Origin of the sequence: Alteriqipengyuania flavescens (genome assembly GCF_030406725.1) — a bacterium.
Lineage (GTDB): Bacteria > Pseudomonadota > Alphaproteobacteria > Sphingomonadales > Sphingomonadaceae > Alteriqipengyuania_B > Alteriqipengyuania_B flavescens.
In genome coordinates this window covers 1,454,811-1,468,528 of record NZ_CP129107.1, presented here as the reverse complement: position 1 = coordinate 1,468,528, position 13,718 = coordinate 1,454,811, and the positions used below count along the sequence as shown (strand labels likewise).

At 63.7% G+C, this 13,718-nt stretch carries 12 protein-coding genes and 2 tRNA genes; 8 read left to right on the top strand and 6 right to left on the bottom strand.

The features are described 5' to 3' along the window. Positions 1-55 precede the first annotated feature (55 nt). The 4 genes from ligD to QQW98_RS07610 form a co-directional block, all read right to left on the bottom strand. On the bottom strand, positions 56-2,512 hold the full coding sequence (ligD, locus tag QQW98_RS07625) for a DNA ligase D (RefSeq protein ID WP_290134387.1): 2,457 nt from the start codon (positions 2,510-2,512) through the stop codon (positions 56-58). 3 nt (positions 2,513-2,515) lie between these two features. Then, entirely contained in the window at positions 2,516-3,346 is an 831-nt protein-coding gene (gene ku / locus QQW98_RS07620) for a non-homologous end joining protein Ku (protein ID WP_290134386.1), read from the bottom strand. Positions 3,347-3,577: 231 nt separating this feature from the next. Beyond that, positions 3,578-3,653 (bottom strand) — tRNA-Thr (locus QQW98_RS07615). Between the two features lie 58 nt (positions 3,654-3,711). Beyond that, positions 3,712-3,785, bottom strand: a tRNA-Cys gene (locus QQW98_RS07610). 117 nt (positions 3,786-3,902) lie between these two features. On the opposite strand from QQW98_RS07610, the gene QQW98_RS07605 reads away from it, so the two are divergent. Then, the gene (locus tag QQW98_RS07605; protein WP_290134385.1) at positions 3,903-4,679 is read left to right on the top strand and encodes an acyl-CoA thioesterase; all 777 of its coding nucleotides are present in this window, start codon (positions 3,903-3,905) and stop codon (positions 4,677-4,679) included. A gap of 7 nt (positions 4,680-4,686) precedes the next feature. Here QQW98_RS07605 and QQW98_RS07600 read toward each other — a convergent pair whose 3' ends face one another. Both QQW98_RS07600 and QQW98_RS07595 read right to left on the bottom strand, forming a co-directional pair. After that, positions 4,687-5,496: a crotonase/enoyl-CoA hydratase family protein gene (locus QQW98_RS07600; RefSeq protein WP_290134384.1), complete on the bottom strand. Its 810-nt coding sequence runs from the start codon at positions 5,494-5,496 to the stop codon at positions 4,687-4,689. Between the two features lie 16 nt (positions 5,497-5,512). Beyond that, positions 5,513-6,688 carry an LL-diaminopimelate aminotransferase gene (locus QQW98_RS07595; RefSeq protein WP_290134383.1) on the bottom strand — a complete coding sequence of 392 codons (1,176 nt, stop codon included), beginning with the start codon at positions 6,686-6,688 and terminating at the stop codon, positions 5,513-5,515. 92 nt (positions 6,689-6,780) lie between these two features. Between QQW98_RS07595 and QQW98_RS07590 the strand changes: the two genes are divergently transcribed. The 7 genes from QQW98_RS07590 (at position 6,781) to QQW98_RS07560 (ending at position 13,697) form a co-directional block, all read left to right on the top strand. Further along, the gene (locus tag QQW98_RS07590) at positions 6,781-8,730 is read left to right on the top strand and encodes a PHA/PHB synthase family protein (RefSeq protein WP_290134382.1); all 1,950 of its coding nucleotides are present in this window, start codon (positions 6,781-6,783) and stop codon (positions 8,728-8,730) included. A gap of 133 nt (positions 8,731-8,863) precedes the next feature. Further along, a complete protein-coding gene (locus QQW98_RS07585; RefSeq protein WP_290134381.1) occupies positions 8,864-9,643 on the top strand; it encodes a phasin family protein in 780 nt (259 codons plus the stop codon). A 196-nt stretch (positions 9,644-9,839) separates the two neighbouring features. Then, positions 9,840-10,238, top strand: coding sequence for an ATP-dependent Clp protease adapter ClpS (clpS, locus tag QQW98_RS07580; protein WP_290134380.1), 399 nt, complete (start codon positions 9,840-9,842; stop codon positions 10,236-10,238). Beyond that, the gene (locus QQW98_RS07575) at positions 10,217-10,747 is read left to right on the top strand and encodes a DUF427 domain-containing protein (RefSeq protein ID WP_290134379.1); all 531 of its coding nucleotides are present in this window, start codon (positions 10,217-10,219) and stop codon (positions 10,745-10,747) included. Before clpS ends, QQW98_RS07575 begins: the two co-directional genes overlap by 22 nt. A 106-nt stretch (positions 10,748-10,853) precedes the next feature. Beyond that, a complete protein-coding gene (locus tag QQW98_RS07570; protein WP_290134378.1) occupies positions 10,854-12,086 on the top strand; it encodes an LptF/LptG family permease in 1,233 nt (410 codons plus the stop codon). Then, positions 12,076-13,185: an LPS export ABC transporter permease LptG gene (gene lptG / locus QQW98_RS07565; RefSeq protein WP_290134377.1), complete on the top strand. Its 1,110-nt coding sequence runs from the start codon at positions 12,076-12,078 to the stop codon at positions 13,183-13,185. Before QQW98_RS07570 ends, lptG begins: the two co-directional genes overlap by 11 nt. Continuing rightward, on the top strand, positions 13,182-13,697 hold the full coding sequence (locus tag QQW98_RS07560; RefSeq protein ID WP_290134376.1) for a GNAT family N-acetyltransferase: 516 nt from the start codon (positions 13,182-13,184) through the stop codon (positions 13,695-13,697). Before lptG ends, QQW98_RS07560 begins: the two co-directional genes overlap by 4 nt. The last annotated feature ends 21 nt before the right edge of the window (positions 13,698-13,718 follow it).

The window sequence follows — 13,718 nt, the reverse complement described above, 5'->3', positions numbered from 1 at the left end:
CGCCTCCTTTCCCCTTAGAACCGTCAGACGAACAAAGGTATCCGAGTATTACGCTTTAAATGTCCGGAAGGCGCTGGTCGGCGAAACCCCAGCCATGGAGTGCTTTCGACGACGCACGCCGCAACAGCGCTTCTGCCTGATCGATGGAAAACGCTTTGGCGCTATCCATCCGCTTGAGTTCGTTCCATGCCACGGGAACTGCGACGGGTGCGCCGGACCTTGCGCGTGCCGAATACGGCAAGACCGCCGTCGCGCCGCGCTGGTTGCGCTGCCAGTCGATGAAGATGCGGTCCTTGCGCTTAGCCTTGCTCATGCTCGCGGTGAAACGTTCGGGCTCGGCAAGGCTCAGCGCTTCGGAGAACCTACGGGCAAAATCCTTGTGCTGCTCCCAGCTATGCCCCGGCGTCAGCGGCACCACGACATGAACACCCTTCCCCCCTGAAAGCATCGCGAAACTGGTAAGGCCGAGGTCGGCAAGCCGGTCATGGATATCGCGCGCGGCCTTCTTCACCTTTGCAAAATCCAGCCCCTCGTCGGGATCGAGATCGAAGATCATCCGGTCGGGCTTCTCCACTTCGTCCGACCGCGCCGCCCAGCCGTGAAACTCGATTGTGCCCATCTGTACGCATTGCAGAAGTCCGCGCAGGTCCTCCACATAGAGGTAATCCTCGTGCCCGCCGTCCTTTTCCCGGATCGGAACGTGATGGACGGCATCGCCGAAAGCGCCGCTGTCGTGCTTTTGGAAAAAGCACTTCTTCCCCCTCCCCTGGGGACAGCGAACAAGGCTGACGGGACGCTGCGCGGCAAATGGCAGCATGATGGGTGCAATCGCCGCATAATAATCAGCCAGGTCCCCCTTGGTCTGATCGCTGTCGGGGAAAATGACGCGGTCGCGGCTCGAAATGGCGACGTCCTCTTTTCCAGGCAAGGGAGCAGCTTTCTCTGGCACGACGTTTCTCGCTGGCTTGTCCCCGCGCAATCCAAGAAAACTGCCGTGGCGCACGTTCCCGTCAGCGGTGAATTCGGCAAAGGCGATCTCCGCCACCAGCTTGGGCGTTACCCACTTCACACCGCGCGACGCGGTCTTATCGACCTTCGCCGACTGGGTCTTTCGCTCCAGCCGTTTCAGCTTCTGCGCCAGATCATCGAGATCGTCCGCGGAAAACCCCGTCCCGACATTTCCCTTGTAAACAAGCTCGCCGCCATCGTGCTGGGCCAGCAAAAGGGAGGCGAAGGGGCGTCCCTTCGCGCTCGACGCCTTCCAGCCGATGATGACGAATTCCTGCCGGCGGGTGCATTTGACTTTGACCCAGGCCTTCGACCGACGTCCGGAGTATTTGCCGTCTACGGTCTTGGAAATGATGCCTTCCTGCGCAGCCTCGCACATCGCCCGATACAGCGTGTCGCCCGCACCCAGGACGTGGTCGGCGACATGGATCGGCGGCTGCGCGGTGGCGAGCAAGGCTTCGAGCCGTTCCTTGCGCTCGATATTTGGAAGGTCAGTTAGGTCCTCGCCTTCCAGCTCAAGAATATCGAACGCGTGGAGAGCCAGCTTGTCGGACGGCTGCTGAGCTCCCGCCCCCCGTTTCAGAACCTTTTGCAACGCCGAAAAGTCGGGATTGCCCTTGTCATCATAGGCCACGATCTCGCCATCGATCAGCGCCGAAGGCAAGTCGAGCGCAGCAATGGCATCGACCAGAGGGCCAAACTTGTCCGTCCAGTCCATTCCGTTGCGCGTATAGATGCGCACGTTCTTACCACGCACCGCCACCAGCGCACGATAGCCGTCGAACTTGATCTCGTGCATCCAACTATTGCCCGTCGGCACATCGTCGACAAGCGTGGCAAGCTGGGGCTTACGGTACTGGGGCAATGACGCAGCTTTTCTGGCGCGGGGTTTCGTCGAACCTGATTTGGGTCGCGGAGCGTTCTTGCTCGCCGCAATCTCCGCCATCGCACGACCGGTCGCCACACTTGTCAGTTCGCGCTGCACCAGAGCGTCGCCCGCTTCGGCGTGGTCATCCTGCAGCTTGCGCAAAAGCCAGTTTTCGCGCTTCTCGCCCGGCTTCTTTTTCAAACGGATCAAGAGCCATTCGCCGCGCATACGTTCCCCTTGGAGCGTAAAATGGAGATGGCCCTTATCGAGATCCTTGGCGCTCTTACCTTCAATGGGCGCCCAGCTTCCGCGATCCCACAGCATGACGGTTCCGCCGCCGTACTCCCCCTTGGGAATGACGCCTTCAAACTCCGCATAGGACAGCGGGTGGTCCTCGGTCCGGACCGCGAGGCGCTTGATGTCGGGATCAGGAGAAGGCCCCTTGGTGACAGCCCAGCTCTTCAGCACCCCGTCCACCTCCAACCGCAGGTCCCAGTGCAACCGGGTCGCGTCGTGTTTCTGGACGATGAAAAGGTCGCCTGCCTTGCTCGCCTTGCGTTTCCCCGCGGGCTCGGGCGTATGCTTGAAATCGCGCTTGGCGTTGTATTCGGCCAAGAGATCCTTGCGCGCGGCCATGGGTCAGGCGGATTTCCGACGCTTCGCCGGTTTTTTCGCCTTGTCGCTTTCGACCGATTTCTTGAGCGCGGCCATCAGGTCGATGACGTTGGCGCCCGACGAAACATCCGGATCATCCACATCCTCGATCACAGCCTTCTTGCTCTTCGACTTGGCCTTCTTGTCGATCAATTTCTTGAGGGCGTCGGCATAACGATCCGCGAACTCGCTCGCGTCGAAGGGTGCGCTCTTCTGTTCGATCAGCGTGTTGGCGAGGTCCAGCAGTTCCTTCTTGGGCTTGGCCTCATCGATATCGTCGAAGAAGCTTTGGCCGACCCGCACCTCATCGGCATAGCGCAGGGTTTCGAGGAGCAGCCCCTTGCCGCACGGCTTGATCGCCACCAGCTTTTCCCGCCCCCTTACCGAGAGTTGGCCGAGGGCCACCTTCTTCGCCTTGCGCAGCGCCTCGCGCAGCACGATGAACGCCTCTTCGGCAAGCTCGTCCTGCGGTGCGACGTAATATGGTTTTTCGAAGTAGAGCGGGTCGATCTCGCAGGCATCCACGAACTGGACCAGTTCCAGCGTGCGCTTGCTCTCGATCTTGACCGCCTCGATTTCCTCGTCTTCAAGAAGGACGTAATTGCCCTTCGAAACCTCAAAGCCGCGAATGATTTCGTCACGGTCCACCGGGCCAATCCCGGGCACCACCTTTTCGTAGGAAATACGCTTCCCGCTGGGCTCGTGGATCTGGTTGAAGCTGATCCTCGAACCGGACTTGGTTGCCGAGTAAATCTCCACCGGTATCGAAACCAGTGCCAGCCTTATCTGTCCCTGCCAATATGCGCGAGCTGCCATGAAATTCTCCGTTCGTAGGTGAACGTGCGAGACAGGCGGAATGTTTCGATCGAGGTGTCTTTACGTCCGTGCGGAGGGCGGCTGGTCGCTATTGAGAAGTTGCCGAACACCCCTGATTGTCCGGAATGGGGACCCCAAGCGGTCCTAGCTATGCTCTCCTCTTTTCAAAAGTTCTCGGAAGTCAGGAGTGGGATAGCCAAGAAATGGCGGATTTCTGTGCTTCCTGAAAAGTGGTGCCGCTTACAGGACTCGAACCTGTGACCCCATCATTACGAATGATGTGCTCTACCACCTGAGCTAAAGCGGCGCCTGCGCGGCCCCTTAATGCGCAAGGCGCGGGACCGCAACATTATGTGCTTCGCGTGTGGAGGCCCGAGCCGGAATCGAACCGGCGTGCAAGGATTTGCAGTCCTCTGCGTAACCACTCCGCCATCGGGCCGGCACGCGAAGGCTGGCCACCTAGCTTAGCCATGGGCGCAGTTCAATGCGTTTATGCAAGAGGGCCCAAGGCCAACATAGGTTGCAGATTGCCACGAGGCCTTTACAGCCCTGCGCCATGGCTTTGACGGACTTCCTCGACCCGGTCGGCAAACCCGGCCCGCAAACCCTGCCCGATGCGCAGACCTGGATGCAGGGGCGCACGTTCTACGGCGGCGCATCGACGCTGATTGCCTATACCGCCGCGATCCGCGCGTTCCCCGACCTGCCGCCATTAAGGGCGGCGCAGGTCGGCTTCGTCGCACCGGTGGGGGAAACGGTGGAGACCCGCGTGCAGATCGTGCGGCAGGGGCGCAACGTGACCCAGCTGCGCAGCGAAATCCTGTGCGATGGCGACGTGGCGCTGACCGCCTTCTTCCTGTTCGGCGCCGCGCGCGATCCCAACGCCCGCCACCCTGCCGCCAAGGCGGACGACGTGGCCTTCGACCCCGATGACGCAGAGATCGTGATGGCCGACAAGGGACCGGTCTTTATCCGCCACCATTTCGAGCTGCGGCGGGGGCAGGATTTCTCCGGCAAGGGGCCGCCGGTGGTGCGGCGCTGGCTGCGGCTGAAAGGCGACCACGGGCTGGACCCGGTTTCTCAGCTGATCCTCGTCGGCGACACGCTGCCGCCCGGCGCGATGCGGGCGATGAAGCGGCCGGGCCCGATCAGCTCGATCAACTGGTCGTTCAACATCCTCGATGCCGAGCCTGCGACACAGGACGGGTGGTGGCTGGCGGAAACGAACAGCCAATGGGCCGATCACGGCTTTTCCAGCGAGCGCCTGCGCCTGTGGAACACGGACGGCGCGCAGATCGTGGACGGGATGCAGATCGCCGCCGTGTTCGGCTGAAGTATCGCTAGTCGGCGTAGTTCGCCGCCCTTCCTTGCAGTTCCGCCATCACCGCCTCGATCTGGTTCGGGGTGCGGATGACACCGGCCTGCGCCTCGGCCTCGGCCAGCAGGATCGCGTCCTCGCCTATGTCGGGCACAGTGTTGGCGAGCTGCTTGGCCGCACGGATCGCGCCCGGGTTGCGGCCGGCTATGGCGGTGGCAAGTTCTTCAGCGCGGGCGAGCGGGTCGTCCGCCAGTTCGGTGACGAAGCCCAGCGCCTTGCCTTCCTCGGCCAGGAATTCCCGCGCGGTGTAGGTGAGCTCGCGCAAGACATCGTCGCGAACATTGCCGCGCCACAGGGCGAAGCCGCCCATGTCGGGCACCAGGCCCCATTTCATCTCCATCACCGCCATGCGCGTGGCGGGATGGGCGATCCGTATGTCCGCGCCGCTCGCGATCTGCAGCCCGCCGCCGAAACACACGCCGTGCAGCGCGGCGATCACCGGGACCGGGCACTTGCGCCAGGTCATCGCGACCTCCTGGTACTTGTTGGCATTGCCGTAGGTCCGTTCCTGCAAGGGCGGCGCATCGGGATCGGCCTGCGCGCCGAAGCTGGCGGTGTCGAGCCCGGCACAGAAGGCCCGCCCCTCTCCCGAAAGCACGACCGCGCGCACGCCTTTCGCGCTGCGCAGCGCGGTGCCGGCGGCGATGATGCGTTCGAACATGGCGGGGTCGAGCGCGTTCATCTTGTCCGCGCGGGTCAGCCGCACATACGCGACGTGGTCGGCGACGTCGATGGAAACGCGGTCGTCGCTGGTGAAATCGAGGGCGGTCATGGCGATACTCCGAAGTCTAGTCGGCGAGGAAACGCTTGATGTTGCGCGCGGCCTGCCGGATGCGCTGCTCGTTCTCGACGAGGGCGATGCGCACGAAACCTTCGCCGGCCTCGCCGTAACCGACGCCCGGTGCCACGGCGACACCTGCCTTTTCCAGCAATTGCTTGGAAAATTCGAGGCTGCCGAGATTGCTCATCTTCTCGGGCAGCGGGGCCCAGGCGAACATCGATGCAGGCGGTGCCGGGATCGGCCAGCCGGCCCGGGTGAAGCTTTCGACCAGGAGGTCGCGCCGGCGCTGGAACGTCTGCCGGTTCTCTTCGACAACGTCCTGCGGCCCGTTGAGCGCCGCGCAGGCCGCCGCCTGGATCGGCGTAAAGGCCCCGTAATCGAGATAGCTTTTCACCCGCGTCAGGGCGGCGATCATTTCTGCATTGCCGACCGCGAAACCGATCCGCCAGCCCGCCATTCGATAGGTCTTGCTGAGGCTGGTAAACTCGACCGCGACATCCTTCGCGCCCGGAACCTGAAGGATCGATGGCGTCGGCTTTCCGTCGTAATACAATTCCGAATAGGCGAGGTCGGAGATGACCATCACGTCGTTTTCCCGCGCCCAGTCCACCACCCGGGTGTAGAATTCGAGATCGGCGACCTCTGCCGTGGGATTGGACGGGTAATTCACGATCAGGATCGTCGGGCGCGGCACGCTGTGGGCCATCGCCTTGTCGAGGATGCGGAAATAGGCGTCGCCCGGCGTCGTCGGAATCTCGCGGATCGTGGCGCCGGCCAGGATGAAGCCGTAGGTATGGATCGGGTAGCTGGGGTTGGGCGCCAGCACCACGTCGCCCGGCGCGGTGATCGCGGTGGCGAGGCTGGCGAGCCCTTCCTTGGACCCCATGGTGACCACCACTTCGCTTTCGGGGTCGAGCTCCACCCCGAAGCGGCGCTGGTAATAGTTGGCCTGCGCCCGGCGGAGGCCCGGGATGCCCTTCGACTGGGAATAGCCGTGTGCATCGGGCTTCGCGGCCACTTCCACCAGCTTGTCGATCACGTGCTGCGGCGGCGGCTGGTCGGGGTTGCCCATGCCGAGATCGATGATGTCGCGCCCTGCCCGCCGGGCGGCGTGGCGCATGCCGTTCACCTCGGCGATGACATAGGGCGGCAGACGCTTGATGCGGTAAAAGTCGCGGCTCATGCGGGGCGTGATGCCGATAGCGGCTGCACAATTCAATCGCGATTGCGCACCGGGACTCGAAACTTTCACCGCCCTTGGGCTATTGAACGGGCATGGCTGACTACGACTCCGACCCCACCGCCGCTTTCGACACCGCCGCCCGCCAGATGGGGGAGTTGATGCAACGCCAGGCGGAAGCGACGCAAGGTTTTTTTGCCGCGATGACGGGCGGGCAGATGCCGGCGATGCCCGCTGCAATGGAATTCCCGGTGCCGGGTGCCGCCGCGGGGCAGCCGGACTGGGCGGCGCTGGGCCGGCAGCTGCAGGCGATGTGGGGCGATTACCGTGCGATGGCGCCCGGTTCGTTCGACATGGGCTCTTTGAACATGGCCAAGGTCAATCCGGCGCAGCCTTTCGCGGATCCCGCGCGCTTCCAGCGGTTCTTCGACGACTGGTGGAAGCAGATGCCGATCGCCGACCCGGGCCGCCAGCAGGAGCTGGTCAACGAAAGCGTCAAGCTGTGGCAGGACGTGCTCGGCCAGTTCACCGGCGGGATGGCGGCGCTGGCGGGGGACGAGGAGCCGGACCTGCCGCGCAAGGACCGCCGCTTCGCCGATCCCAAGTGGCGCCAGCAGCCGATGTTCGCGCTGATCCACCAGACCTACCTGATGCTGGCCGAACGGATCGGGGCGATGGTGGACGAGGTCGAGGGCCTCACGCCGGAGCAGCGTGACAAGCTGCGCTTTTCGACCCGCACCGTGCTGGAGGCGCTGAGCCCCGACCATTTCCCGTTGACCAATCCGCTGGTGCTCGAACGCACGATGCAGACCGGCGGACAGAACCTGATGAAGGGGATGGAGCACCTGATCGCGGACCTCAAGAAGGGCCAGTTGACCCATGTTGACCCCGAAGCCTTCGAGGTCGGTCGTAATATCGCCACCACGCCCGGCAAGGTCGTGCACGAAACCCCGCTCTACCAGCTGATCCAGTATTCGCCGACCACGGACAAGGTGCTGGAGACGCCGCTGGTGATCTTCCCGCCATGGATCAACCGCTTCTACATCCTCGACCTGAACGAGAAGAAGAGCTTCGTTCGCTGGGCGGTCGGCCAGGGCATTTCGACCTTCATGGTCAGCTGGAAGTCCGCCGACGAGACTCTCGCCGAGGTGACGTGGGACGATTACATCGCCGCCCAGATCGACGCGATCGACCACATCCGCGAACGGCTCGGCGTCAAGGACGTCCACACGATCGGCTATTGCGTCGCGGGCACCACGCTTGCCGCGACGCTCAGCGTGCTGGAGGCGAAGGGCGAGGCTGAGAAGGTGAAGAGCGCCACCTTCTTCACCGCACAGGTCGATTTCGAGAAAGCGGGCGAGCTCAAGGTCTTCATCGACGATGCCGGACTCGATGCGCTCAAGCAGTCCGCGCCCGACGGCTATGTCGACGGGCGGGTGATGGCCGCCACCTTCAACATGTTGCGCGGCACCGACCTCATCTGGAACTACGTCGTCAACAACTACCTGATGGGGGAGGACTATCCGGCGTTCGACCTGCTCCACTGGAACGGCGATGTGACGAACCTGCCGGCCAAGTGGCACCAGCAGTACCTGCGCGAATTGTACCGCGACAACCTGCTGGTGAAGCCGGGCGCGGTCAGCGCGCTGGGCGAGAAGATCGACCTCACCAAGGTCACCACGCCGAGCTACGTCCAGGCAGGGCGGGAGGATCACATCGCCTCTGCCGAAAGCGTGTTCCGCGTTACCGATCACTTCGCCGGCCCCGTCACCTTCATGCTGGCGGGCAGCGGGCATATTGCGGGAGTGGTCAACCCGCCCGGCTCGGGCAAGTACCAGTATTGGACGAATGACGGTGAGTATGGCTCGTTCGCGGAATTCGTCGACGGGGCGCAGGAGCATCCCGGCAGCTGGTGGCCCCACTGGCACCAGTGGCTGCTGTCGCACGGTAAGAAAACGGTCGAGGCGAAGGGCAAACGCGCGCCCGGCGGTTGGAACGACCAGGTGCTGGAAGATGCGCCGGGGCGCTACGTAAAAGCGCGCTAGACGCAAAGAATACCCTTCTAAACCAATCTCTTGCGGGTTTTTGTGCACTGCACAAAAAATCCCTTGCAACGCACTTGCAGCATGCCTATATTGTGCAGTGCAACAACAGTTGAGGTTTGTGATGAGTGAGACAGTGAGCAAGATCGACCAGGCCGCAGAGCGCGCCTACGCCGAAGCCGCTGCCGCGCAGAAGGTCGAAGCCAGGAAGGCCGAAACCGCAAAGGCGGAAGCTTCCGAGGCAGAGGCCAAGCCGGTTGCCGAGACGCCCGCCGCCAAGACAGACGTCCCCGGTGCGACCAAGGCCCCCGTGAAGACCGCCCCGGCCAAGAAAGCTGCCAAGAAGCCGGCCAAATCCAAGACCAAGACCGTGAAGCCGGCTGCCAAGAAAGCCGCCGCCAAGAAGACCACCAAGCGTGCCCCCGCCAAGATTGCGGCCAAGCGCGCCACCAAGAAGGACACCACCATCATGGCTACCACCAAGACCACCGCCAAGAAGGCCGAATCGAAATTCAAGGCAACCGCTGCCGACATGCAGGACCGCGCCAAGGCCGCTTACGCCAAGGCTGGCGACTTCGCCGGCGAAATGGGCGAATTCACCAAGGGTAACGTAGAAGCCGTAGTTGAATCCGGCAAGATCCTCGCCAGCGGCATGCAGACCATGGCCCGCGAAAGCGTGGAAGACGCCAAGAACGTGTTCCAGCAGACCACCGAAGACCTGCGTCTCTTCGCCGCCGTCAAGAGCCCGACCGAACTGTTCAAGTTGCAGGGCGAAATCGCCCGTCGCAACTTCGACACGGTCGTGAAGTACGGTTCGAAGCGCACCGAAGAAAACATCAAGCTGGCCAACGAAGCATTCGCTCCGATCCAGAACCGCATCAGCCTCGCCAGCGAGAAGATCCGCAAGGCCGCCTGAGCCGATACGGCAAAACAGACACGATAGCGGCCCCACCTCTCTCTCTCTCCGGGGCCGCCATCATCGCGGGCCGGTTGCCGTTTGGCAGCCGGCCCGCTTCGTTTGTGATGAGCTGTATCGCGGAGTAAGCTTGCGCCCGCCCCCGCAATTGGCTCTTGCGCATAAGGCCGCCCTTCCCGATATCCCGCCTGTGACCATGACCCGATCCCATCCTGTCCGCTTCTCCCCCGCCCCGCTCCTCGCAGGCGACGGCGACAATGCACCCGGAGACGGCGGCGAGGACGGTGATGGTGGCGGCGACGGCCAGGTCGTCATCGCGACCAAGACCAAGACCCGCCCAAAGAAGCCCAGCATGTACAAGGTGCTGATGCTGAACGACGATTACACGCCGATGGAATTCGTTGTCATGGTCCTGAAGCGCTTCTTCCAGATGGATCTCGAGCAGGCGACGCGGGTCATGCTGCAGGTCCACCAGAGCGGCGTCGGCGTGTGCGGCGTCTTCCCCTACGAGATCGCCGAGACCAAGGTGAACCAGGTCATGGATGCCGCGCGGGAAAACCAGCACCCGCTGCAGTGTACGCTGGAAAAGGCTTAGGCGCGCTGGCGTTCGGCCATCCCCGCCCCGATCCCGTCGGTGACGGGCAGGAAAGCGTGTGGGACTACCCGCGCCCGGCGATTTGCGAACCGACCGGCCGCCGCATCGAAATCGTTCACAAGGGGCAGATGCTGGCCGATACGAAGGCGGCCTATCGCACGCTCGAAACCAGCCACCCGCCCACCTATTACCTCCCGCCGGGCGACGTGGCAATGGCGCACCTGACGCCCAATCCGCGCCGCTCCCTGTGCGAATGGAAGGGACAGGCGCGATACTGGGATGTCGAGATCGGCGGCGACCGGTTCGAAGCCGCCGCGTGGTCCTATCCCGATCCGACGCCGCCCTTCGCCGCGATCCGCGACTACCTCGCCTTCTATCCGGAGCCGTTCGACCGCTGTCTTGTGGACGGGGAACAGGTGACGCCGCAGCCCGGTGGCTTTTACGGCGGCTGGATTTCGCAATACGAAGCCGGTCCGTTCAAGGGCATTCCGGGCAGCCGCTTCTGGTAGCCCCATTGACCGCTTCACGCCGGAAACTCGGGGCATGACCCGGCTCCAACTCCGCGCTATAGCGCCAGTCCGCACGCCGCGGCCTGCCAGCTGATCCGGGATAGTCTTGAAGTTTCTCACCGCTCTCGACCGCTACATCTTCAAGCTGGTGATGGTGCCGATGATCTCGGTGTTCGTGATCGCGGCATCGCTGCTGATGCTGGACAAGATGCTGTCGCTGTTCGATTTCGTCGCCAGCGAAGGCGGGCCGATCGACATCGTCTTCAAGATGCTGGCGAACCTGCTGCCCGAATACGCGAGCCTCGCCATCCCGCTGGGCCTGATGCTCGGCATCCTCTTCGCGTTCCGCAAGCTCGCCCTGTCGAGCGAGATCGACGTCATGCGCGCCGTCGGCCTCAGCTATGGCCGGCTGCTGCGCGTACCCTACCTCATCACGCTGTTCATGGTGGCGCTGAACTTCATGATCGTCGGTTATCTTCAGCCGCTCGCCGCCTATTATTACGAGGAATTGCAGTACGAACTGCGCTCGGGCGCGCTCGGCGCATCGATCAAGGTGGGCGAATTCACCCGGCTGGAAGACCGCGTCGCCTTGCGGATCGAGGAGAGCGAGGACGACGGGCGGCAGCTGGGCCGTATCTTCGCACGCCTGGCCAACGAGGACGGGCAGGTCCTGTCGATCAGCGCGCGCGAGGGCCGCTTCCTCGCCAGCGCGGAGAGCCGCGACACGATCATCCTGCGACTGTCGGACGGCATCATCGTGCATGACGAGCCGGGCATCACCCCGCGTGTGCTCACCTTCAGCCGCAACGACCTGCCGATCGACCTGCCGGCCATCGAGCGTTTCCGCGACCGCGGCGGGAAGGAAAAGGAATATATACTGCCCGAACTGCTCGAAATCGGCTGGAACCGGGGCTTTTCCGAAACGACGCGCGACGGCAGCCAGTCCGCGTTCAACTTCCGCATGGTCGAGGTGGCGATGATGTTCCTGCTGCCGCTGTTGGCGGTGGCGCTGGCGATCCCGCCCAAGCGGTCGACCAGCGCGCTCGGCATCTTCATCTCCATCGTCATGGTCGTGGCCTATCACAAGGTGAACGAATACGGCGCGGCGCTGGGCGCGCAGGGGCGGGTCGATCCGTTCCTGGCGTTGTGGGGGCCCTTCGCCGCGTTCTCCGCGCTGATCGTGTGGATGTACTGGAAAGTGGCGCACGTGCCGGGCGGCCAGCCCATCGGCGCGCTGGAAGTGGCCTTCGGCAAGATCGGCAAGGCGATCGGCCGCGTCTTCAAGGGCCGCCGCCCGAAGCAGCATGTCCCGCGCGAGGAGGTGCTTGGTGCGACTTGATTTCTTCCCCTCGCGTACGCTGACGCTTTATCTCGCCAAGATGTTCATCGTCCGCATCGCTGCGGTGCTGGTGATGCTGATCACGGTGCTGATGGCGCTCGACCTCCTGTCCAACAGCGGCAAGATCATGGCGGTGGAAGGCAACGGACAGGCGGAAATCCTCACCTATCTCTCGCTGCGCATCCCGCAGATGATCGCGCGGTTCCTGCCCTATTCCGTGTTGCTCGCCACGATCATCACGCTGGCGGGGCTGAACGCGAATTCGGAGGTCATCGCCATGAAGGCGTCGGGCCTGTCCGCACACCAAGTTCTGGCGCCGCTGATCCTGACCGCCACGGTGATTGCGGGGCTGAGCTTCGCCTTCAACGAGCGGGTGGTGACCCGCGCCGCCGCGACGCTGGAGGCCTGGAAGGCGGTCGATTTCGGCGAGGTACCGACCGACGACGGGCTGAAGCGCAACATCTACATGCGCAGCGACAACGCCGTGCTTTATTCGCGCGTCGCGGGCGGTCGGGGCGAGGATACGGTGATGCGCGGCGTGACCTGGTACGAGCTCGACCCCAACGGCATGCTGACGAGCGAGATCCGGGCAGAGCGCGCGACTTACGCCGCGCCGGGCTGGCGGCTCGAGAATGCGCAGATCTTCCGCGTCGCCTCCGCCAGCGAGACGGTGGTGGAAGACGCGGCCGATGCGCCGGTTGTCGGCACCGATATCGGCCCCGAAGAGGTGGGCATCGAGAATGTCGACGGGGAGGCGGAGACGCTGGCCCAGCTGGCCGATTCCATCGAAGCGCTGGAGGCGGCCGGCAAGCGCACCGACGAATTGCGCGCGATCTGGTGGCACAAGATATCGGGCCCGATGGCGGCGATACTAATGCCGCTTCTGGGCGCGGTTGCCGCGTTCGGCCTCGCCCGTTCCGGCCAGCTGTTCCTGCGCGCCGTGATAGGGATGAGTCTGGGTTTCGCCTATTTCGTGGTCGACAACGCCGCGCTCGCGATCGGCAATTTCGGCGGCTATCCGCCGCTGCTGGCCGCGTGGGCGCCCTTCGTCCTGTTCGCGCTGGTGGGCGAAACCGTCCTCATCCGGACCGAAGAGTGACCGGCTGGAACATCCGCCTCGCGCGGGCGGCGGATGCGGAGGCGCTGCCGGATATCGAGGCGGCCGCCGGCGCGCTGTTTCGCGATGTCGACGATATCGGTACCGCCGGGACGCACGCCATATCCACCGATGCGCAGCGCGCCTATATCGCGCGCGGTCACTGCCTGGTCGCAGAGGCAGACGGCCGCATTGTCGGTTTCGTCACCTGCCGGCCGGAAGGGCGCGAGCTGGCCATGGTCGAGCTCGATGTCCACCCGGATCACCAGAAGAAGGGCATCGGCGCGGCGCTGGTCCGCGGCTGCCTGATCGATGCCGCCAATGCGGGTTTCTCCGCGGTGACACTGACCACCTTCCGCCACGTCCCGTGGAACGCGCCGTTCTATGCGAGGCTGGGCTTCGTCGAAGTCGAGCACCTCGATACGCATCCCCGGCTCGAAGCCGAAATCGCACAGGAAATCGCCCACGGCCTGCCGGCGGAAAAACGCGTGGCGATGATCAAATTTCTTGCGTGAATCGTAAATAAGGCGGAACTA

Excerpts from the sequence above, each read along its gene's own strand:
- QQW98_RS07595 (WP_290134383.1), bottom strand. The coding sequence starts at position 6,688 with ATGAGCCGCGACTTTTACCGCATCAAGCGTCTGCCGCCCTATGTCATC.
- clpS (WP_290134380.1), top strand. The coding sequence starts at position 9,840 with ATGACCCGATCCCATCCTGTCCGCTTCTCCCCCGCCCCGCTCCTCGCA.
- ku (WP_290134386.1), bottom strand. The coding sequence starts at position 3,346 with ATGGCAGCTCGCGCATATTGGCAGGGACAGATAAGGCTGGCACTGGTT.
- QQW98_RS07590 (WP_290134382.1), top strand. The coding sequence starts at position 6,781 with ATGGCTGACTACGACTCCGACCCCACCGCCGCTTTCGACACCGCCGCC.
- ligD (WP_290134387.1), bottom strand. The coding sequence starts at position 2,512 with ATGGCCGCGCGCAAGGATCTCTTGGCCGAATACAACGCCAAGCGCGAT.
- QQW98_RS07600 (WP_290134384.1), bottom strand. The coding sequence starts at position 5,496 with ATGACCGCCCTCGATTTCACCAGCGACGACCGCGTTTCCATCGACGTC.
- QQW98_RS07605 (WP_290134385.1), top strand. The coding sequence starts at position 3,903 with ATGGCTTTGACGGACTTCCTCGACCCGGTCGGCAAACCCGGCCCGCAA.